The organism is Streptomyces sp. NPDC006296, from assembly GCF_040613235.1.
GTDB lineage: Bacteria > Actinomycetota > Actinomycetes > Streptomycetales > Streptomycetaceae > Streptomyces.
In genome coordinates, this window is sequence record NZ_JBEXRT010000020.1 from 24384 (window position 1) to 44387 (window position 20004).

Below are 20004 nucleotides of genomic sequence, written 5' to 3' on the forward strand. Positions count from 1 at the left end.
GTGAGGGTGGGATGTACGGGTCGCGGGGAACGCCGCGGTGTGTCCACATCCTTTCCAGGCCCGGATCTTGGTCGCAACGGTTGCCGTGGCATACGGGACACTGGAACGCCTGTACCTACTCTGAACTGCGCGGACATCGCTTCCCTGGAACGCCTTCCCGGGAAGGAACGGAAGGGGGACGGTCGGGTTGGGCACAGAGATCCAGGACTTCGCGGAGCTGCTCAGGGGGCTGAAGGAGCGGTCGGGGCTCAGCTACGGGACCCTCGCGGGGAAGCTGCACCTGAGCACCTCGACCGTGCACCGCTACTGCAACGGCGACGCGGTTCCCCACGACTACGCGCCGGTCGAACGCTTCGCGCGGGTGTGCCGGGCGTCCTCGGACGAACTGGTGGCGCTGCACCGGAAGTGGATCCTGGCCGACGAGGCGAAGCGGCGGGGCGGGCGGAAGCCTGAAGCCGGCGGGACCGCACTCCGGGCGGAGAGCGAAACGGAAGCGGGCCCCGAAGCGGAATCCGAGACCGAGGTAGCTCCCGAAGCGGAATCCGGGTCGGAGTCCTGCCCCGAAGGAGGACCCGGGTCGGACTCCCGTCCCGAAGCCGGTTCCGGGGCCGAGGACGTGACGCCCGACGGGCACCGCCCCGACGCGGTCCCCGCCCCTCGCCGCCGCACCACCCGCAAGCTGCGTGTCCTGCTCACCGCGGTGGCGGTCGTCGCCCTCACCGTCCCCGCGGCACTCGCCGTCCGCGGCCTCGGCGATGACGAGCCGTCCGGCCGCGGGCGGACCGACGCGGTGCCCAGCCACGCGCCGGTCGTTCCCAGCGGCCGCGCGAGTGCGAGCGCGAAGGAGAGCGCGAGCACCGGGCCGTCCGCGACGCCCGGCGGCACCGCTTCCCCGTCGGCCGGCGGGCGCAGCGCTTCCGCCACTCCCTCGCCGTCCTCGCGCGGTCCGCAGAGCGGTGGCGTACCCGTGCACGCCACGATCAGCTCCTACAACTGGGAGTCGCCCTGCGGGCAGTACTACCTGCTGGACCAGGGGCCCGACGATGTGCCGCCGCCGCCCGCACCCCAGGACACCCGCGGCTGGGCGCGGGCACTCGGCGGTGTGGACGGCGGCGACATGAAGCTCGAACTCACCCTCCAGGGGACGTCGGGCGAGGCGGTCGTGCTGAACGGGCTGCACGTCCGGGTGCTGGGGCGCAACGCGGCGCTCGCCCGGTCCGCGTACTCGATGGGCAACGGCTGCGGGGGAGGCATCACGCCGCAGAGCTTCGACATCGACCTGGACGACAGCCGGCCGCGTCCGAAGCCCGTTCCCGGAGAGGACGCCGGCGAGGTCGTGCCCGCGAAGGACTTCCCGTACCGCGTGAGCTCCACCGACGTCGAGGTCTTCCACCTCGACGCGCACGTGGAGGGCCACGACGTGACCTGGTACCTGGAGCTGGAGTGGACCAGCGGCGGCAGGAGCGGGACCCTGCGCGTCGACGACGGGGGCCGGCCGTTCCGGACGAGCAGCCTCACCGCCCGGCCGGAGTACTACTACCGCGCCGACACGGCGCAGTGGGTCCCGGCGGAACACTGACGGTGGTGCCGGGGCGGGCCTCGCGCCCCGGCGGACGGCGTCTCGCCCCGTCGTGACGGTTTCAGCGGCGCAGGGGGTCTCCTGCCGCATGTGCGACAGCTCCGCCCGTGCGGGACGTGGTCCCGCACGGGCGGTCCGTGCTGTCTCCGGCCCGGCGCCGCGGGGCACCGGAGCGGGCTCAGAGGCGCTCGGGCGTCCTGATGCCGAGCAGCTTCATGCCCTGGTGCAGGGTGCGGGCGGTGAGCTCGACGAGGAACAGGCGGTTCTCGACGACCTCCGCCGGGTTCTCGTCGCTCAGCACCTGGCACTGGTCGTAGAACGTGGTGAGGTGCGAGGCCAGCTGGTAGAGGTAGGCGGCCAGCTTGTGCGGCTCGTAGCCCTCGGCCACCTCCTCCAGGACCGCGCCGAACTGGTCCAGGTGCAGGCCCAGCGCCCGCTCGGCCGGGGCCAGGTCCAGGGCCGGGTGCGCCGCGGGCTTCGCGTCGCCCGCCTTGCGCAGGATGGAGCGGATCCGGGCGTAGGCGTACTGGAGGTACACCGACGTGTCGCCGTTCAGCGACACCATCTGGTCCAGGTCGAACTTGTAGTCCCGCACGGCGGAGGTCGACAGGTCGGCGTACTTCACCGCGCCGACACCGACGTGCCGGCCGTTCTCGACGATCTCCTCCTCGGAGAGGCCCACCTTCTCCGCCTTCTCGCGGACCACGGCGGTCGCCCGCTCGACGGCCTCGTCCAGCAGGTCCTCCAGCCGGACGGTGGTGCCCTCACGGGTCTTGAACGGCTTGCCGTCCTTGCCCAGGACCGTGCCGAAGGCCAGCTGGTGCGCCTTGACGTCGTCGTTCAGCCAGCCGGCGCGGCGGGCCGTCTCGAAGACCATCTTGAAGTGCAGGGACTGCCGGGCGTCGACGACGTAGAGCAGGGTGTCGGCCTTGAGGTTCCGCACCCGGTCGCGGATCGCGGAGAGGTCGGTGGCCGCGTAGCCGTAGCCGCCGTTGGTCTTCTTGACGATCAGCGGGACCGGGTTGCCGTCCGGGCCCTTCACGTCGTCGAAGAACACGCAGAGCGCGCCCTCGGAGCGGACGGCGACGCCCGTCTCCTCCAGGATCCGGCAGGTCTCCTCGAGCATGTCGTTGTAGCCGGACTCGCCGACGATGTCGGGGTCGTCGATCTTCATGTCGAGCTTGTCGAAGACGGAGTAGAAGTAGATCTTCGACTCGTCGACGAAGCGCTGCCAGTGCGCCAGGGTCTCGGGGTCACCGGCCTGGAGGGCCACCACCCGGTCACGGGAGCGGGCCTTGAACTCCTCGTCGGAGTCGAAGAGGGCCCGCGAGGCCTTGTAGACGCGGTTCAGCGACGACATGGCCGCCTCGCCGTCCGCCTGGTCGCCCCCGTGCCGCAGCTCGTCCGGGTGCTCGAAGAGGTACTGGATGAGCATGCCGAACTGGGTGCCCCAGTCGCCGATGTGGTGGCGCCGCACGACGTTCTCACCGGTGAACTCGAGGATCTGGACCATCGCGTCACCGATGACCGCCGACCGCAGGTGGCCGACGTGCATCTCCTTGGCCACGTTCGGCTGGGCGTAGTCGATCACGGTCGTGCCGGGGGCGGCCTTCGGCGGGACGCCGAGCCGGTCGCCGTCGGCCGCTCGCGCGGCGAGGGTCTCGACGATCGCCCGGTCGGTGAGGGTGATGTTCAGGAAGCCGGGGCCGGAGACCTCGATGTCCTTGATCAGGTCACCGGTCGGGAGGGCCGCCGTGACCTTCGCGGCCAGCTCGCGCGGGTTGCCCTTGAGCTTCTTGGCGAGGGCGAGGATCCCGTTGGCCTGGAAGTCGGCCCGGTCGCTTCGGCGCAGCAGCGGGTCCGCGGTGCCGGCATCCGGCAGTGCTGCCGTCAGGGCGTCCGCCAGCTGCTGCTGGAGCGTGGAAGCGAGGGAAGGGACCGAGGCCATGAGCCGGCTGCCGTTTCGGTAGGGGACGGGAGATCACCCAGTATCCCACGGGGCGTAAAGCCGTTTTCGCGCTGCGGTCGGTACCTGGGAGAATGGGGGATGCCCTCCGTGGGCGTCCCTTTGTGAGTCCTACACGAGAGAGAAGGACGTGCCGACCGTGGCTTCGAGTCAGAGCAGCACCGAGACCGACTGGGTCTCCCGCTTCGCGGACGATGTCATCGCCGAATCGGAGCGACGTGCGCCTGGCAAACCGGTCGTCGTCGCGTCCGGCCTCTCCCCGTCGGGCCCGATCCACCTGGGCAACCTCCGCGAGGTCATGACCCCGCACCTCGTCGCCGACGAGATCCGCCGCCGCGGTCACACCGTGCGCCACCTGATCTCCTGGGACGACTACGACCGCTACCGCAAGGTGCCGAACGGCGTCGAGGGCGTCGACGACTCCTGGCAGGCGCACATCGGCAAGCCGCTCACCTCGGTGCCCGCCCCGGCCGGGTCCTCCCACCCGAACTGGGCCGAGCACTTCAAGGCCGCGATGACCGCGGCGCTGGACGAGCTGGGCGTCGAGTACGACGGGATCAGCCAGACCGAGCAGTACCTCGCGGGCACCTACCGCGAGCAGATCCTGCACGCGATGAGGCACCGCGCCGACATCGACGCCGTCCTGGACCGCTACCGCACCAAGAAGGACGGCGAGGCGGGCGCGAAGGGCCCCGGCGGCAGGAAGCCGCAGCAGAAGAAGGTCGACGAGGCCGAGCTGGAGGCCGCCGAGGGTTCGGGTGCGGCGGACGAGGACGACGGCAGCTCCGGCTCCGCCGGCTACTTCCCCTACAAGCCCTACTGCGGGAACTGCGAGAAGGACCTCACCGTCGTCACCTCCTACGACGACGGCACGACCGAGCTGAACTACACCTGCTCGGCCTGCGGTTTCGCCGAGACCGTCCGGCTCGCGGAGTTCAACCGCGGCAAGCTGGTCTGGAAGGTCGACTGGCCGATGCGCTGGGCCTACGAAGGCGTGATCTTCGAGCCCAGCGGGGTGGACCACTCCTCGCCGGGTTCCTCGTTCGTCGTCGGCGGCCAGATCGTGCGCGAGGTCTTCGACGGCGTCCAGCCGATCGGACCGATGTACGCGTTCGTCGGGATCTCCGGCATGGCGAAGATGTCCTCCAGCAAGGGCGGCGTGCCGACCCCGGCCGACGCGCTGAAGATCATGGAGGCGCCGCTGCTGCGCTGGCTGTACGCGCGCCGCAGGCCGAACCAGTCCTTCAAGATCGCCTTCGACCAGGAGATCCAGCGGCTCTACGACGAGTGGGACGCGCTGGCCCGCAAGGTCGCCGACGGCACGGTGCTCCCCGCGGACGCCGCCGCCTACGCCCGCGCCGTCGGTACGGCCGCCGGGGAGCTGCCCCGCACCCCCCACCCGCTGCCGTACCGCACGCTCGCCTCGGTCGCCGACATCACCGCCGGCGCGGAGGACCAGACGCTGCGCATCCTCAGCGAGCTCGACCCGTCGAGCCCGCTGACCTCGCTCGACGAGGCGCGGCCCCGTCTCGACCGCGCCGAGAGCTGGATCACCACCCAGGTGCCCGCCGAGGCCCGCACCGTCGTGCGCGACGAGCCGGACAAGGAGCTGCTCGGCTCGCTGGACGAGCAGGGCCGCGAGTCGCTGCGGCTGCTCCTGGAGGGACTCGACGAGCACTGGTCGCTGGACGGCCTGACCACGCTCGTCTACGGCGTGCCGAAGGTGCTGGAGGGCCTGGCGCCGGACGCCCGGCCGACACCCGAACTCAAGGTGGCCCAGCGCTCCTTCTTCGCCCTGCTGTACCGGCTGCTCGTCAGCCGGGACACCGGGCCGCGGCTGCCCACGCTGCTGCTCGCGGTCGGGGCGGACCGGGTGCGGACGCTGCTCGGCGCGTAGGGACACACCGGGGATGTGAGGACGGGCGGGCCGCTCAGCGGCCCGCCCGTCCTCGTGTCGGTGCCTCGTGCGCCGCGGCCGGGCCGGTCAGGTGGCTGCTGTGCGGTCGTGTCGTCGAGGTGTGCGTGGGCGGCGTGATCTGCCCGAGCGGTCGGCCCGTGGAAGACGGTCCACCACGGGACACCGATGGCGGCCTTCGCTGTGTGGCCGGCAGTGACGCCGGTTGCCACCCGACACGCACTATCGCGAAACCCCGCAAACGCGTACTGTCGCGTTTCGTCTCCCGCTGAGTACGAAACCCCGCCCCGTTGAGGAGTCCTTCATGCCCGCTGTTCTGAACCCCGTCCTCGATCTTCTGACGGTGCGCGGCACCGTCACCGAGGCTGAGCAGCTCACCGCCCGGATACGCCGGTTGCGCATCGAGAGCGGACAGCTCGCCGGTCTGGAGGTCCGGCCGGGCCAGCAGGTGCGTGTCCTGGTCGGCGGACTCACCCTCCGTACGTACTCGATCTGGCACTACGACCCGTCCGGCATCGTCGAGTTGTGCGTACTGGACCACGCAGGGGCCGGACCGGGCGCCCGATGGGGCCGTACCGTCGCACCGGGCGAACAGGTGCGGCTGCGGCGCCCCGAGGGCACCTTCACGCTGCGCCCCGATGGAGCCCGCCACTTCTTCGTCGGCGACGAGACGGCCTCGGTCGCGTTCGGTGCGATGCTCGCGGCACTCCCCGGGGAAGCCGTCGTCTCCGGGTGCATCGAGACGGCGACCGTTGCGGACCGGCTGTCCCTGGCAGGCGGCGACCGGCTGGACTGGGTTATCCGGGGCGAGACGTCGCTGCCGGACGCGGTACGACGACTCGCTCCCGAACCCGGCGGGATCGCCTACGTCGCCGGTGAGGCACGGGACGTGCAAGCAGTGCGGCGGGTGCTCGTCCAGGAAGCGGGCTGGGACCGGCGCGCGGTCCTGACCAAACCGTTCTGGACGCCGGGCAAGAAGGGCATGGAATGACGGCCGGGGCGTACTCCACCGTCGTGCGGGCCCGTCAGCATGCCGCCGGCACCCGGACAACCCTCAGGCGATGTGGTCGGCGGCCATCTCGTTGTCGAAGCGCTGCTTGAAGCCGGGCAGCAGCTTGCGGAGCAGCGCGGCGCTGTGCGGGTGGCGGACGTTGTGGCCGTCCGACAGGTGGATGTCGAGCACCTCGGCGCTCGGGTAGTCCTGGTGCTGATGGGTGTACGCGGTGAACACGTCGTACGCGATCTCGCCGAACTCGATCTCGGTCTGGGCCCATTCGGCCGGGTCGGCCTTCTGCCGGGCCGGCTCCTCCGGGGCGTGGTCCTGCGGGGCCGCCTCCTCCGGGGCCGCGTCCTGCGGCGCCGGTTCCGGCTGCTCCCGGCGCGGCCCGGTCTCCGGCTCCGCGGCGCGCGGGTGCGGGAAGGCGCCGATCGTGCCCACGTTGCCGAGCGGGCGGGTCCGGCCCGGGCCCGCGGGGATCATCACGGGGCTGGCGTCGGTGTCCTCGCCGTACCCGGGGTCGTACCCGCCGTCGTACGCGTACGTCTCGTCCTTGGGCGCCGCGAACCACGGGCTGTGGTGCGAGCCGGGACCCTCCTGCGGGTACTGCTGCTCGAACTCGTCCTGCTGGACGAAACGGTCCTGCTGGTCGTACTCGTCCTGCCGGTCGAAACGGTCCTGCTGCTCGTACGCGTGCTGGTCGTAGGCGTCGTGCCGCTCGTGCGCGTCCTGCGGCTCGTGCGCGTCCGGCCGGGAGCGGTGGGCCCGGTCCTGCCGGAGGTCCTGCTCCTGCCGGTCCTGCGGCTGCGGGGCGTACGGGAGTTGGGGCTGCCCGGTCTCCACGGCCGCGGGCACGGGCGGCAGCAGGGCCGGCTCGATGCCCGCCGCGGCGAGGCCGGCCGGGGCGGTCTCGGCGAGCGGGACGCCGTACTTCGCCAGACGCAGCGGCATCATCGACTCGACGGGTGCCTTGCGGCGCCAGTTCCGGCCGAACCGCGCCTGGAGGCGCGCCTGGTAGATCAGCCGGTCCTGTTCGAGCTTGATGACCTGCTCGTAACTGCGCAGCTCCCACAGCTTCATCCGGCGCCACAGCTTGAAGGTGGGGACGGGGGAGAGCAGCCAGCGGGTGAGGCGGACGCCCTCCATGTGCTTGTCGGCGGTGATGTCCGCGATGCGGCCCACGGCGTGCCGTGCGGCCTCGACGGCGACGACGAACAGGATCGGGATCACCGCGTGCATGCCGGTGCCCAGCGGGTCCGGCCACGCGGCGGCGCCGTTGAAGGCGATCGTCGCCGCGGTCAGCAGCCACGCGGTCTGCCGCAGCAGCGGGAACGGGATCCGCATCCACGTCAGCAGCAGGTCCAGGGCGAGCAGGACGCAGATGCCCGCGTCGATGCCGATGGGGAAGACCAGCGAGAAGTCGCCGAAGCCCTTCTCCTCGGCGAGTTCGCGGACGGCGGCGTACGAGCCCGCGAACCCGATCGCGGCGATGAGCACGGCGCCGGCGACGACGACCCCGATGAGCACGCGGTGTGTGCGTGTCAGCTGCATTGCGGCCACCCGCGATCCCCTCCCGACTTCGACGAACCGGTTCCACTTCGGCTTCCGGCGCGGGCACAGCCTGGCACATGCCGGGCGGGCGTGTTGCGCGGGGAGGGGCCGAAGCCCGGTGTCCGCGGGGACACCGGGCTTCGGGAAAACGCCTTCACGCAGGGGAGTCCGGGCCCGGCCGGACCCAGATCAGGACTTGTCGCCGGCCTTGTCGGAGGACGATGCCGACGCCTTGGGGGACGGTGCGTCCGAGGCGTTCTCCGCGTCCCCGTCGGTGCCGACCGCGGCGACGGCCTCCTTCGCCGCCTTCTGCGCGTCCTTCAGGACATCGGAGGAGGCGGGCGTCTTGGCGCCCGCGAACCCGGCGCCGTTGTAGGTGACGCTGACGACGACGTTGCCGGTGCGCGCGACGACCGTCGCGTAGGCGAAGTCCTCCTTGGACTTCGTCAGGCCGTAGGTCACCGCGGTGGCCTGCTCGCCGAGCCCGGTCACGGGCTTGGCGTCGGTCTTCTCGGCGCCCTCGGTGGCCTGCGCCTTCGCGACCTGCTTGGTGTACTCCTCCGTGGCGCGCGCGGCGCCGCTGCCCAGCGACTGGTCGGAGTCGAAGCGGGTGTAGCCGACGTCGAGCCAGCGGTACTGGGAGCCCTTGACGCCGTTGTCGTCCAGGCCGTTCCAGGAGCAGCCGCCGCGGCTCGCGGTGTCGCTGGACCGGCCGGGAGTGCCGCCCTTGCTCTTGGCCTTCGGGACCAGGTCCTCGATCGTCTTCTTGCCGAGTGCGGTGCAGGCGTCGGGCAGCGAGGTGAACTTCGCGGGCTCGACGGCCGGCTCGGTCTTCTCCGCGCTCGGGGAGGACGAGGCGGCCGCTTCCTTGGTGTCGCCGGAGTCCGACGAGCAGCCGGCGACGACGAGCATCACCGGGACGGCGGCGCAGGCGAGTATGCGGGACAGTCGCGGGGCTGATCGGTGCATGGTTCCTTCACTCGGACGGCACGGCGGTCTCGGTCGTGCGGGCGGTCGGGTGGTGCGCGGGGCGTCGGCCGTGCGGTGCACGGCCGGTGACGCGTCTCGGGTCGTGCGTGGCGCGGCACGCCCGTGGATCGGTGCGTCGGCCGGTGGCCACGGTACGACGGACCGCGGCGGGATGCCGCCTCCGGTCCGCGGCACCGGAGGGCGCCGCGGGCCCCCGGCGGGGTCCGCGGCGGTCCGGTCACTCGCTGAGGGTCTCGGCCAGGTTCCGGGCCAGGGCCTGGGCCTTCTCCTGGAGTTCCCTGCTGTCGGGCACCTCGGTGACCAGCGCCGGCTGCTCGGTGTACTGGACGGTCACGATGACGTTCGATGTGCGGAACACCACGCTCACGGTGCGGCGCTGCGCGGTCGAACCCGCCCGGGCGAGCGCGTCGTCCAGGAACGCGGCGTCCCCGAGCCCGCCGAGCAGCCGCGGCCGGAGGTCCTCGTCCGGGCCGGCGCTCGTGGGGCCGTCGGACGGCTCGGCGGAGGGCTCTGCGGACGCGGTTCCGGCCGGGGAACCGGACGGGGTGCCGTCGGCCGGTGCGGAGGCCGCTCCGCCGGGCTTCCCGCCGGGGGCGGGTGCGGGGAGGGCGGCGGCGTCCTCCTTCTTCGCGTACACCTCACGGGCGCGGTCGTCGTCGCTCACGGCGGGGTCGTAGGAGACCACGCGCTCGAAGTCGACGGACAGGTTCCGGGAGGCGTCCGGAGCGTCCGACTTCCAGCGGCAGCCGACCTTGCGGTCCGTGTCGTAGGTGACGTTGGCCGTGCCCTCGTACACCTTGTCCTGCTGCTCCGCGGGCAGGCCGGCGGTGCCCGGCAGCAGGTCCTTGAGGGTGGCACGCGGTACGGCGCTGCAGGACTCGGGCAGCGTCCGGTACTTGCCGGGAGGCGCGGCCGTGACCGTGGGGCTGCCGGGCTTGCTGTCGGCGGCCGGGTCGTCGGCGCCGGAGCCGGCGCTGCAGCCGGCGACGAGCGCTGCGAGGAGCGCGACGCCGGGTACGTACGCCATGTGTCGCACGGTCCCAGGCTCCCTTCGGTACGAAAACGGGTTGCCGCCCGAGGGCGGCCGATGGACACAATGTGTATCGCAATCGCCGCTGTGCATGCCGGTCGGCCTCCCTATATGCCGACCTCGGCGCCAGTTTTGCGCTTTCTGTCTTTTCGGGGGAATCGAGGGGTTATGTCGTACGTAGAGGTGCCAGGTGCGAAGGTTCCCATCCGGATGTGGGCGGATCCCGCGTCGGTCGAGGACGTCGCGATGCAGCAGCTGCGGAACGTCTCGACCCTGCCCTGGATCAAGGGGCTGGCCGTCATGCCGGACGTCCACTTCGGCAAGGGCGCGACCGTCGGTTCGGTGATCGCCATGCACGGCGCGGTCTGCCCGGCGGCGGTGGGCGTGGACATCGGCTGCGGGATGTCGGCGGTGAAGACCTCGCTCACCGCCAACGACCTCCCGGGCGACCTCTCCCGGCTCCGGTCGAAGATGGAGCAGGCGATCCCGGTCGGCCGGGGGATGCACGACAGCGCGGTCGACCCGGGCCGGCTGCACGGCTTCCCGGCCGGGGGCTGGGACGACTTCTGGTCCCGCTTCGACGGGATCGCCGAGGCGGTCAGGTTCCGGCGGGACCGTGCCGCCAAGCAGATGGGGACGCTCGGGAGCGGGAACCACTTCATCGAGTTCTGCCTCGACGAGACGGGGGCGGTGTGGCTGATGCTGCACTCCGGCTCGCGGAACATCGGCAAGGAGCTCGCCGACTTCCACATCGGGCAGGCGCAGAAGCTTCCGCACAACCAGGGCCTCGTCGACCGCGACCTGGCGGTCTTCATCGCGGACACCCCGCAGATGGCGGCCTACCGCAACGACCTCTTCTGGGCGCAGGAGTACGCCAAGTACAACCGCTCGATCATGATGGGCCTCTTCCAGGACGTGGTCCGCAGGGAGTTCAAGAAGGCCGCGGTCAGATTCGATCCGGTCATCTCCTGCCACCACAACTACGTGGCGGAGGAGCGGTACGACGGCATGGACCTGCTGGTCACCCGGAAGGGCGCGATCCGTGCGGGGACGGGGGAGTTCGGCATCATCCCCGGCTCGATGGGGACCGGCTCGTACATCGTGAAGGGGCTGGGGAACGCGCGGTCGTTCAACTCCGCCTCGCACGGTGCCGGCCGCCGGATGAGCAGGAACGCGGCCAAGCGGAGGTTCTCGACGCAGGACCTGGAGGACCAGACGCGGGGCGTGGAGTGCCGTAAGGACTCCGGTGTGGTGGACGAGATCCCGGCGGCGTACAAGCCGATCGAGCAGGTCATCGATCAGCAGCGGGATCTCGTCGAGGTCGTCGCGAAGCTGAAGCAGGTCGTCTGCGTCAAGGGCTGAGGCCCCGGCGCCGCCTCAGAGCGTGCGGTGGACCTTGGAGTTGGAGGCCTGGGCGCGGGGGCGGACCACCAGGAGGTCGATGTTGACGTGGCTGGGACGGGTGACCGCCCAGGTGATCGTGTCGGCCACGTCGTCGGCGGAGAGCGGGGCGTCGACGCCCGCGTAGACCCGGGCGGCCTTCTCCGTGTCGCCGCGGAAGCGGGTGGTGGCGAACTCCTCGGTCCTGACCATGCCGGGCGCGACCTCGATCACCCGGACCGGGGTGCCGACGATCTCCAGACGGAGGGTCTCCGCCAGCACGTGCTCGCCGTGCTTGGCGGCGACGTAACCGCCGCCGCCCTCGTAGGTGGCGAGGCCCGCCGTCGAGGAGAGGATCACGACGGTGCCGTCCCCGCTCGCGGTGAGGGCCGGCAGCAGTGCCTGGGTGACGTGGAGCGTGCCGATGACGTTGGTCTCGTACATCCGGCGCCAGTCGTCCGGGTCTCCCGTGGCGACGGGGTCGGCGCCCAGCGCGCCGCCGGCGTTGTTGACGAGGACGGCCAGCGACCGGAACGCGGTGGCGAACTCGTCGACCGCCGCGCGGTCGGTGACGTCCAGGGCGTACGCCGTCGCCTGGTGCCCCGCCTCGGTGAGCTCGGTGGCCAGCGCCTCGATGCGGTCCGTGCGGCGTGCGGTGAGCACCACGCGGTATCCCGCGGCGGCCAGCTGCCGGGCGGTCGCGGCACCGATGCCGCTGCTCGCGCCGGTGACGACGGCGATGGGGGTGGCGGCCATGCGGACTCCTCGGACAGCTGATCGGTACGGGGCCAGGATAGGCGGGCGCCCCCGGCGGGGGCTCAGTGGCTGCGGGGGGCGTACATGATCACGGCCATGCCGGCCAGGCAGATCAGGGCGCCGGTCACGTCCCAGCGGTCCGGGCGGTAGCCGTCGGCCACCATGCCCCAGGCGATCGAACCGGCGACGAACACCCCGCCGTACGCCGCGAGGATGCGGCCGAAGTCGCCGTCCGGCTGGAGCGTGGCCACGAACCCGTACGCACCGAGGGCGATGACGCCCGCACCGATCCAGATCCAGCCGCGGTGCTCGCGCACGCCCTGCCAGACGAGCCAGGCTCCTCCGATCTCGAAGAGCGCGGCGACGGCGAAAAGGGCGATGGAGCGGGCGAGGAGCATGGGGTCAGCGTGCCACGGGGGTGGGGGCGTGCCTGCCCGGGGCCCCGGCCCCCGCGACGGCGGGCGAGGTCCGGACGGGGGGCCGCGGCGCGAGGGTGGTCACGGTGCCGGCGGAGGGTGCGGGTGGGCCGTGCGGGTGGGGAGGAGCGCGGCGAACCGGTCATCAAATAGGGATGATTGGTGCCTTTCGGTAGGTTCGGCCTATGCGACTGACGCGTAGAGCAGGACTCGAGGTGCCCGCCGTCGCGGCGGTGGTGGCGGCCGTGGTGCTGGGCCCGGGGCTGTCCGCCGTGGCGGAACCGGCCTCCCGGGCGGTCGCCGCCCCGGAGGCCGGTCGGTCGGTGTCCCGGGCGGTCGCCCCGGAGGCCGACGTGGCCCATCACGGCCGTATCTCGCTCCGGGAGGGGCGGATCGAGGTCCGGCTGCGGACCGGGAACCGGGGGCCGTCGCCGCTCGCCGACGCGACGGTCCGGCTGCGCTTCTCCGCACCGCTCGCGTCCTGGCAGCCGCTGCCCGGGGGCTGCCTGCGCGCTGACAGCCGGACGGTGCTGTGCGGGACCGGTCCGCTGCGGGTGGCCGAAGCCGCCCGCCGCACCGCCCTGGAGCTGCGCCTCACCGGCCGCCCGGCCGAGGTGACGGTCCGGGTGGACACCCTGTGGAACGGCGGCGCGAGCGACCGCAACCGGCGGAACGACGCGCACGAGGTGCTGGTCCTCTCCACGGGGGACGCGTACGCCTTCTGACGCCGGGTGGTGCGGGCGGTGTGGCTCCGGGCCGGGCGGTCCGGGCGGTGCGGGTGGTGCGCTCCGGGCCGGGCGGGATGGAGGGCGCGGGCGGTGCGAGCCGGTTCGGGCGGTGTGCTCCGCTCCGGGCCGGGCGGGCCCGGCCGGTGACCTCAGGCGGGCGGCGCCTGGCCTCCCGTCCCGCCGAACATGCGCACGGCCTCCTCCACGACGGCCTCCAGGCGGGCGTGGTGGGCACCCCGCCAGTACACCCGCCCGCAGGCGGTGCACTGCGCGAAGACGTCGTAGGACGCCCGGGTGCCCTGTTCCAGCCGGGTGCTCACGGAGTCCTTGTCCGCCTGCGCCAGCTCCCCGTTGCAGGCCGTGCAGCGGGTCCACGGCGCGAGTGCCGGGGCGAAGCGGCCCAGGACGTCGCGGAGCTGCTCGTCGGGCCGGTCGCTGTAGACGTACGCCCCCGCCCAGATCTCCCTGCGCCGGAGCAGCCCCCGGTCGCGGGAGAGCAGGACGCGCCGCTGCCGTGCCGAGAGGGCGGCCAGCGCGGGGTCGCCGAGGTCCTCGCTCTCGTACGCGGCGTCCACGCCCAGCAGCCGCAGCCGCCGGGCGAGCGTGCCCAGGTGGACGTCGAGCAGGAAGCGCAGCGGCGCGCCGGGGACCTGCTGGGGGCGCCGCACCGCCCGCACCTCGACCCGTTCACCCGCCCCGGGGACGTGGGACACCGGCGCGGGACGGCCGTCGACGAGGATCTGCCCGGCCTCGGTGAGCGGGATGCCGAGGGACTCCACGACGTGCCCCAGGGTCGACGAGCCGTCCGTGGTGACGGCGGTGCGTCCGTGCCGGCGGTCGTGGGTGACGAAGAGCCGCAGTTCCGGGGCTACTTCGAGGGTGATCTCGGGTCCGTTCACCCGGTCAGGATGCCACCGCGCCGGAGGGTCGTGCCGGTCAGGCGTCCGGCGGTGCGCTCCGGTCCAGCCGGGTGCGCAGGGTCCGGGCGAACTCCTCCGCGCGCGCCAGCTGGATCCGCAGCCGGTCGACCTGCTCGTTCGCCGACCGTTCGTACGCGCGCACCCGCTCCAGCAGGCCGTCGCGCTCGTCCTGCCCGGTCTCCCCGCCGGCGTCGAGGCGGTCGACCGCGTCCAGCAGGTCCCGCATCTGGTCCAGGGTGAAGCCGAGCGGCTTCATCCGGCGGATGACCGTCAGCCGGGCGACGTCGGCCTCGGTGTAGAGCCGGAACCCGCCGCGGGAGCGGGCCGAGGGGATCACGAGGCCGGCCTCCTCGTAGTGCCGGATGGTGCGCAGGGACAGCTCGGTGCGCGCGGCGACCTCGCCGATCTGCATGTGCTCGCCGTCCATGGGCCCTCTCCGCTCCCGCCGTGACCACAGGAGGACGGCGTCTCCATCCCTACCCTAACGTTAGGGTAGAGTTGCTCGGCGCCGGGCCGGGGCACCGCACCCGGCGTCCCGGGGCCGACGGCGCCTCCGGCGCGCCCGGTGGCCCGTGCGAGCGGGCCGGTCCGCCCGCCTCCGGCCGCGTACCCGGCGGCGGCCCGCACGGTCCGCCCCCTATCTTCGCCGCCCGCAGCCGCGGGCGGTCCGCGGGACGCCCTCCGGCCTCCGCGGCCTCCGCACTCCCGGTCCGCCGGGCTGCCCGAGTACGACAGGTCACGTCTCCCTTGTCTTCATCCGTACCGTCCCCGGCCGGCCTGCTGCGCGGTCTCCGGCCGTCCTGGCTGTCCCCGAAGGTCTTCCGCACGGAGGTCCTGGCCGGTCTCGTCGTGGGGCTCGCCCTGATCCCCGAGGCGATCTCGTTCTCGATCATCGCCGGGGTCGATCCGGCCGTCGGGCTGTCCGCCGCCTTCACCATGGCCGTCGTCATCTCCGTCGTCGGCGGCAGGCCCGCGATGATCTCCGCCGCGACCGGCGCGGTCGCCCTGGTCATCGCCCCGCTCAACCGGGAGCACGGCTTCGGCTACCTCGTCGCCGGGGTCATCCTGGGCGGGATCTTCCAGGTCGTCCTCGGTGCGCTCGGTGTCGCCGGGCTGATGCGGTTCGTGCCGCGCAGCGTGATGGTCGGCTTCGTCAACGCGCTCGCGATCCTGGTCTTCATGGGCCAGGTCCCCGAGCTGACCGACGTCCCCTGGCCGGTGTACCCCCTGGTCGTCGGCGGGCTGGTCCTGATGGTCCTGTTCCCGCGGATCACCCGGGCCGTCCCGGCCCCCCTGGTCTCCATCGCCATCCTGACGGCGATCACCGTCGCCGCCGGCATCGCGGTGCCGACGGTCGGGGACAAGGGCGAACTGCCCTCGGCCCTGCCGGTGCCGGGCCTGCCCGACGTGCCGTTCACCCTGGACACCCTGACGACCGTCGCCCCCTACGCGCTGGCGATGGCGCTGGTCGGCCTGATGGAGTCGCTGATGACGGCGAAGCTGGTCGACGAGATCACCGACACCCGCTCCGGCAAGACCCGCGAGTCGATCGGCCAGGGCGTCGCCAACATCGTCACCGGCTTCTTCGGCGGCATGGGCGGCTGCGCCATGATCGGCCAGACCATGATCAACGTGAAGGTCTCCGGGGCCCGTACCCGGCTGTCCACCTTCTCCGCGGGCGTCTTCCTGATGGTGCTGTGCATCGCGTTCGGGCCGCTGGTCTCCCGCATCCCGATGGCGGCCCTTGTCGCGGTCATGGTCATGGTGTGCTTCGCGACCTTCGACTGGCACTCCGTCGCGCCCGGGACGCTCAGGCGGATGCCGGCCGGCGAGATCGTGGTGATGGTCGTCACGGTCGCCTGTGTGGTCGCCACCGAGAACCTCGCCGTCGGTGTCGTCGTCGGCTCGGTCACCGCCATGGTGATCTTCGCCCGGCGGGTCGCACACCTGGCCGACGTCACGTCCGTCACCGACGCGGACGGCGGCCGGATCGTCTACTCCGTCTCCGGGGAGCTCTTCTTCGCCTCGTCCAACGACCTGGTCGGCCGGTTCGACTACGCGGCCGACCCCCGGTCCGTCGTCATCGACCTGACCTCGGCACACATCTGGGACGCCTCCTCGGTCGCGACGCTGGACGCCATCACCACGAAGTACGAACAGCGCGGGAAGAGCGTCGAGATCACCGGTCTGAACGAGCGGAGCGCCGATCTCCACGGGGCCCTCAGCGGCCGGCTCGCCGGCGGCTCCTGACCGGCCGGGGAGCGTCGGCCGGTGTGCCCGGGAGATGCGCCGGGAGGGGATGCGGCGGTTCCGTCCGGAACCGGGGGGTGCGGACGGTATCAGGTCATACGTGCGATCTGTGTCCGTGGCGTGAAGCTCTCCGGGAGAGATGGCGCACACGCAGTTCCCCGGCCGCCCCGGGGTAGGGGGGTGGGTTGCCATCCATGCCTCGGCTAGGCAATGGTTGCCGGAGGGAAAGTACTTTTCGTCCAGTCGGAAGGTGGTGCGACTCGCCCCGGGCGGGTCCCCCCTCATGGCTCCTCTGAAGGAACACATCGCCACGAAGACTCAGCAACGGTCCGGCTCCGACCTGTGGGGCCCGGCCCCGTACGCCGTGATCGTCGTCGACGGAGCCGGAACGGTCCGCGACCTCAATCCGGCCGCCGCCGCGCTGCTGGAGGGTGCCGTTCCGGGCGTCGCGCTGGCGGACGCGGTGCCGTCCTGGCTCGCGCGGGCCCACGAGGCGGTGGTGAAGCCGGCCCCCGTCACCGGGCGGCCTGCGGAGGCGGCACCCGCCCACGAGGACGCGGCGGATCCCGTCGCCGTCCCCGCCGACGCCGCGGCGCCGCGCTTCCGCGGGCCGATCGGCGAGCGGAGCTTCGAGGCGCACCCGGCCCCGAAGGCGGACGGTGACGTGGTCTGGTGGCTGACCGACGACACCGACCGGCGGCTCGTCGAGGAAGAGCTGGCCACCGAGCGGGAGCGCACCGCCTTCCTGGCGGAGGCCTCGAACGTGCTCCTGGCCTCGCTGAACACCGACCGCTGCATGCACGTCACCGCCCAGCTCGCCTCCCGGTACCTCGCCGAGGCCGCCGTCGTCATCGTGCCCGCCGCGGGACGGAAGCTGCCCATGACCTACGCGGTCGAGGGCGGGGCGGCGGTCCGCCGCACGGTGACCGCCGACACCTCCCTGGTGCCCGGTCTGAGCGAGGCGCTCCAGGGCTTCCCGCCCGTGCCCTCGCGGTGGATCGACCCGGCCGCGCTGCCGGACTGGCTCATCCCCGATGGCTTCTCCGGCACCGTCGGGTCGGCCGCCGTCACCCCGCTGCCGGGGCACGGCGTCCCGGCGGGCGTCCTGGTGCTGCTGCGCAACACGGATTCCAAGGAGTTCAACGAGAACGAGGAGATCTTCGCCCGGCTGTTCGCCGCGCGGGCCGGGGCCGCCCTGTCCGCCGCGCGGCTGTACGCGGAGCAGAGCGACATAACGCGCACCCTCATGCGCGACCTCCTGCCGCCCCGGCTGACCCGGGTCAACGGTGTCGAGTTCGCCGGCGGGTACCAGCCCGCCGCGGCGCGGGACCGGGTCGGCGGTGACTTCTACGACGTCCACCCGGGCGGCACCCCGGAGGAGGAGTCCCTGGCGGTGCTCGGGGACGTGTGCGGCAAGGGCCTGGACGCTGCCGTGCTCACCGGCAAGATCCGCAACACGCTCCAGGCGCTGACGCCGATGGCGGGCGACCACGAGGGCATGCTGCGGCTGCTCAACGGGGCACTCCTCACCTCCCACCACACCCGCTTCGCGACCCTGGTGCTGGCCTCCGTCCTGCGCGAGGGGAACCGGGTGCGCCTGCGCCTCACCTCGGCGGGCCACCCCGCGCCCCTGGTGATCCGCAACGACGGCCGGGTCGACGAGATCGACACCCGCGGGACCCTGGTCGGTGCGCTGCCCCACATCGAGGCGCGCACCGTGGAGACCGAGCTGCTCCCCGGGGAGACGTGCCTGCTCTACACCGACGGCGTCACCGAGGCCCGCGGAGGCCCCCTCGGCGACGAGCTGTTCGGTGAGGAGCGGCTGATGCGGATCATCGGGGAGTGCGCCGGCATGCCGGGCGCGGCCGTGGTCGAGCGCGTGCAGATGCTCGCGTCCCAGTGGCTCCAGGACGGCCGGCACGACGACATGGCGCTCGTCGCGATCACCGCCCCGCCGACCACCCACCTCAGTGCGGTGGACGGCCACACCCGGGGCAGGTACACGCAATGAGTGCAGACACCCTCGCCGCGCCCGACGCGCGCGCTCTCCAGGACCGGTTGTGGACCGCGGTGACCGACCGGGACGAGCACGCGGCCGCCGCGGTGCTCTTCTCGGCGCTGGACGCCGGGATCGACGCCGAGACCGCGCTGCTGGACGTCATCGCCCCCGTACAGGCACGGGTCGGTGCCGAGTGGGCGGCCAACCGTCTCAGCGTGGCGCAGGAGCACGCCGCGAGCGCCATAGCGGAGCGGGTCATCGCCGCCCTCGCCCACCATCCGGCCGTCCGCACCACCCCGCGGCTGGGCCGGGTCACCGTGGCCTGTGTGGACCAGGAGTGGCACGTGCTGCCGGCCCGTCTGCTGGCCGAGGTCCTCACACTCCGTGGGTGGCGGGTCGACTTCCTCGGCGCCCAGGTGCCCACACCCCACCTCATCGGACACCTGCACAGCACCGGTGCCGACGTGGTCGCGCTGTCCTCCTCGATCCCGACCCGGCTGCCCACCGCGCACGCGGCCGTCACCGCCTGCCAGGCGGTGGGGGTGCCCGTGCTGGCGGGCGGGGCGGCCTTCGGGCGCGACGGGCGGTACGCGCTCCGGCTGGGAGCGGACGCCTGGGCACCCGACGCCCGGTCCGCCGCACGCCGCCTGGCGGACGGCATCCCGGCGCCGGTGCCGGCCGACGGCCGGCAGCAGATAGACGATCTGCCGCATCTGAGCGACCAGGAGTACACCCTCGTCGTGCGCAGCAGACCGCAGCTCGTGCGGGAGGTGCTGGCCCAGTTGGAGAGCCGCTTCCCCGCGGCGGCTTCCTACACGGAGCAGCAGCGCGAGCACACCGCCCAGGACGTCGCCCACATCGTCGAATACCTGGGCGTGGCCCTGTACATGGACGACGACGAGCTCTTCACCGGCTTCCTGGCGTGGACCGCGGGCATCCTGGAGGCCCGGCGGGTTCCGGCCGCCTCGCTGCGACCGGTCCTCGACGTCCTGGGAACGGAGCTCAAGGACTTCCCCCGATCAACTCGGCTGCTCGGCGCGGCGCGTACCGTCCTGGACGCCCGCACGGCAGCCGTCGGCAACAACCCCGGAGCCTCGGATGACCGATCTGTCCTGTCCGCCCTTCACCCTGGACGTTGAAGCCCGCCCCGGTGTCGTACGTCTCGGTCTCGTCGGTGACCTGGACTACGACACCAGTGAACAGCTCGTCGAACGGGCCGAGGGGTGCCTCGCCGCCGGCTCCGCGCCGCAGGCCCTCGTCCTGGACTGCTCCCGGCTGCGGATGTGCGACTCCAGCGGTGTCTCCGCCCTGCTGCTGATCCACCGGGGCACGGAGGCCCGCGGCGTCGTGCTGCACCTGGAGGGTGCGCCGGACTTCCTGCGCAGGACCCTGGACGTCACCGGGACCGGGCACCTCTTCGTCCTCGACGGCGCCGTCGTCGGGGGCGAGCGCGCGCAGGACGGCCCGCCGCCCGCCGGTGACGTCTACCGCTCCTCACCGCCGCCCGCTCCCTCCGGCTGAGGCGAC

Annotated in this window: 17 protein-coding genes; 9 read left to right on the top strand and 8 right to left on the bottom strand. The window is 72.6% G+C overall.

Annotation, left to right across the window (positions count from 1 at the left end; translation table 11 throughout):
* Positions 1-187 precede the first annotated feature (187 nt).
* Positions 188-1579 carry a helix-turn-helix transcriptional regulator gene (locus ABZ172_RS16305; RefSeq protein WP_356884382.1) on the top strand — a complete coding sequence of 464 codons (1392 nt, stop codon included), beginning with the start codon at positions 188-190 and terminating at the stop codon, positions 1577-1579.
* A 178-nt stretch (positions 1580-1757) separates the two neighbouring features.
* On the opposite strand, the gene argS is transcribed toward ABZ172_RS16305, so the two are convergent.
* Positions 1758-3527, bottom strand: coding sequence for an arginine--tRNA ligase (argS, locus tag ABZ172_RS16310; protein ID WP_356884383.1), 1770 nt, complete (start codon positions 3525-3527; stop codon positions 1758-1760).
* A 148-nt stretch (positions 3528-3675) separates the two neighbouring features.
* Between argS and lysS the strand changes: the two genes are divergently transcribed.
* Together lysS and ABZ172_RS16320 are read left to right on the top strand one after the other, a co-directional pair.
* Positions 3676-5442 (top strand): lysine--tRNA ligase, encoded by a 1767-nt coding sequence (lysS, locus tag ABZ172_RS16315; protein ID WP_356884384.1) that lies wholly within the window; start codon positions 3676-3678, stop codon positions 5440-5442.
* Between the two features lie 322 nt (positions 5443-5764).
* Positions 5765-6451: a siderophore-interacting protein gene (locus tag ABZ172_RS16320; RefSeq protein ID WP_356884385.1), complete on the top strand. Its 687-nt coding sequence runs from the start codon at positions 5765-5767 to the stop codon at positions 6449-6451.
* 63 nt (positions 6452-6514) lie between these two features.
* Here the strand turns inward: ABZ172_RS16320 and ABZ172_RS16325 are convergent, their stop codons facing one another.
* From ABZ172_RS16325 to ABZ172_RS16335, 3 genes are all read right to left on the bottom strand, one after another.
* Positions 6515-8017, bottom strand: a complete 1503-nt coding sequence (locus ABZ172_RS16325) for a DUF2637 domain-containing protein (RefSeq protein WP_356884386.1) — start codon at positions 8015-8017, stop codon at positions 6515-6517.
* Positions 8018-8197: 180 nt separating this feature from the next.
* Positions 8198-8977, bottom strand: a complete 780-nt coding sequence (locus ABZ172_RS16330; RefSeq protein ID WP_356884387.1) for a DUF3558 domain-containing protein — start codon at positions 8975-8977, stop codon at positions 8198-8200.
* Between the two features lie 238 nt (positions 8978-9215).
* Complete coding sequence (locus ABZ172_RS16335) at positions 9216-10025, bottom strand: DUF3558 domain-containing protein (protein ID WP_356884388.1); 810 nt, start codon at positions 10023-10025, stop codon at positions 9216-9218.
* A 171-nt stretch (positions 10026-10196) separates the two neighbouring features.
* Here ABZ172_RS16335 and ABZ172_RS16340 point away from each other — a divergent pair, with 171 nt between their 5' ends.
* Positions 10197-11390 (top strand): RtcB family protein, encoded by a 1194-nt coding sequence (locus ABZ172_RS16340; protein WP_356884389.1) that lies wholly within the window; start codon positions 10197-10199, stop codon positions 11388-11390.
* A 15-nt stretch (positions 11391-11405) separates the two neighbouring features.
* Here the strand turns inward: ABZ172_RS16340 and ABZ172_RS16345 are convergent, their stop codons facing one another.
* Positions 11406-12164 carry an SDR family oxidoreductase gene (locus ABZ172_RS16345; RefSeq protein ID WP_356884390.1) on the bottom strand — a complete coding sequence of 253 codons (759 nt, stop codon included), beginning with the start codon at positions 12162-12164 and terminating at the stop codon, positions 11406-11408.
* A gap of 62 nt (positions 12165-12226) precedes the next feature.
* Positions 12227-12562, bottom strand: coding sequence for a YnfA family protein (locus tag ABZ172_RS16350; RefSeq protein ID WP_356884391.1), 336 nt, complete (start codon positions 12560-12562; stop codon positions 12227-12229).
* Between the two features lie 203 nt (positions 12563-12765).
* Here ABZ172_RS16350 and ABZ172_RS16355 point away from each other — a divergent pair, with 203 nt between their 5' ends.
* Positions 12766-13305 carry a hypothetical protein gene (locus ABZ172_RS16355; RefSeq protein WP_356884392.1) on the top strand — a complete coding sequence of 180 codons (540 nt, stop codon included), beginning with the start codon at positions 12766-12768 and terminating at the stop codon, positions 13303-13305.
* Between the two features lie 152 nt (positions 13306-13457).
* On the opposite strand, the gene ABZ172_RS16360 is transcribed toward ABZ172_RS16355, so the two are convergent.
* Together ABZ172_RS16360 and ABZ172_RS16365 are read right to left on the bottom strand one after the other, a co-directional pair.
* Entirely contained in the window at positions 13458-14207 is a 750-nt protein-coding gene (locus ABZ172_RS16360; protein WP_356884393.1) for a Mut7-C RNAse domain-containing protein, read from the bottom strand.
* 37 nt (positions 14208-14244) lie between these two features.
* Positions 14245-14655 (bottom strand): MerR family transcriptional regulator, encoded by a 411-nt coding sequence (locus ABZ172_RS16365; RefSeq protein ID WP_356884394.1) that lies wholly within the window; start codon positions 14653-14655, stop codon positions 14245-14247.
* Positions 14656-14975: 320 nt separating this feature from the next.
* Between ABZ172_RS16365 and ABZ172_RS16370 the strand changes: the two genes are divergently transcribed.
* The 4 genes from ABZ172_RS16370 (at position 14976) to ABZ172_RS16385 (ending at position 19998) form a co-directional block, all read left to right on the top strand.
* Entirely contained in the window at positions 14976-16478 is a 1503-nt protein-coding gene (locus ABZ172_RS16370; protein WP_356884395.1) for a SulP family inorganic anion transporter, read from the top strand.
* Positions 16479-16761: 283 nt separating this feature from the next.
* A complete protein-coding gene (locus ABZ172_RS16375; RefSeq protein ID WP_356884396.1) occupies positions 16762-18489 on the top strand; it encodes a SpoIIE family protein phosphatase in 1728 nt (575 codons plus the stop codon).
* Entirely contained in the window at positions 18486-19616 is a 1131-nt protein-coding gene (locus ABZ172_RS16380; RefSeq protein WP_356884397.1) for a cobalamin-dependent protein, read from the top strand. Before ABZ172_RS16375 ends, ABZ172_RS16380 begins: the two co-directional genes overlap by 4 nt.
* Entirely contained in the window at positions 19576-19998 is a 423-nt protein-coding gene (locus ABZ172_RS16385; RefSeq protein WP_356884398.1) for an STAS domain-containing protein, read from the top strand. The genes ABZ172_RS16380 and ABZ172_RS16385 overlap by 41 nt, the downstream gene beginning before the upstream one ends.
* Positions 19999-20004: the final 6 nt, after the last annotated feature.

Excerpts from the sequence above, each read along its gene's own strand:
- ABZ172_RS16350 (WP_356884391.1), bottom strand. The coding sequence starts at position 12,562 with ATGCTCCTCGCCCGCTCCATCGCCCTTTTCGCCGTCGCCGCGCTCTTC.
- argS (WP_356884383.1), bottom strand. The coding sequence starts at position 3,527 with ATGGCCTCGGTCCCTTCCCTCGCTTCCACGCTCCAGCAGCAGCTGGCG.
- ABZ172_RS16385 (WP_356884398.1), top strand. The coding sequence starts at position 19,576 with ATGACCGATCTGTCCTGTCCGCCCTTCACCCTGGACGTTGAAGCCCGC.
- ABZ172_RS16330 (WP_356884387.1), bottom strand. The coding sequence starts at position 8,977 with ATGCACCGATCAGCCCCGCGACTGTCCCGCATACTCGCCTGCGCCGCC.
- ABZ172_RS16335 (WP_356884388.1), bottom strand. The coding sequence starts at position 10,025 with ATGGCGTACGTACCCGGCGTCGCGCTCCTCGCAGCGCTCGTCGCCGGC.
- ABZ172_RS16355 (WP_356884392.1), top strand. The coding sequence starts at position 12,766 with ATGCGACTGACGCGTAGAGCAGGACTCGAGGTGCCCGCCGTCGCGGCG.
- ABZ172_RS16380 (WP_356884397.1), top strand. The coding sequence starts at position 18,486 with ATGAGTGCAGACACCCTCGCCGCGCCCGACGCGCGCGCTCTCCAGGAC.
- ABZ172_RS16340 (WP_356884389.1), top strand. The coding sequence starts at position 10,197 with ATGTCGTACGTAGAGGTGCCAGGTGCGAAGGTTCCCATCCGGATGTGG.
- ABZ172_RS16345 (WP_356884390.1), bottom strand. The coding sequence starts at position 12,164 with ATGGCCGCCACCCCCATCGCCGTCGTCACCGGCGCGAGCAGCGGCATC.
- ABZ172_RS16375 (WP_356884396.1), top strand. The coding sequence starts at position 16,762 with ATGGCTCCTCTGAAGGAACACATCGCCACGAAGACTCAGCAACGGTCC.
- ABZ172_RS16365 (WP_356884394.1), bottom strand. The coding sequence starts at position 14,655 with ATGGACGGCGAGCACATGCAGATCGGCGAGGTCGCCGCGCGCACCGAG.
- ABZ172_RS16320 (WP_356884385.1), top strand. The coding sequence starts at position 5,765 with ATGCCCGCTGTTCTGAACCCCGTCCTCGATCTTCTGACGGTGCGCGGC.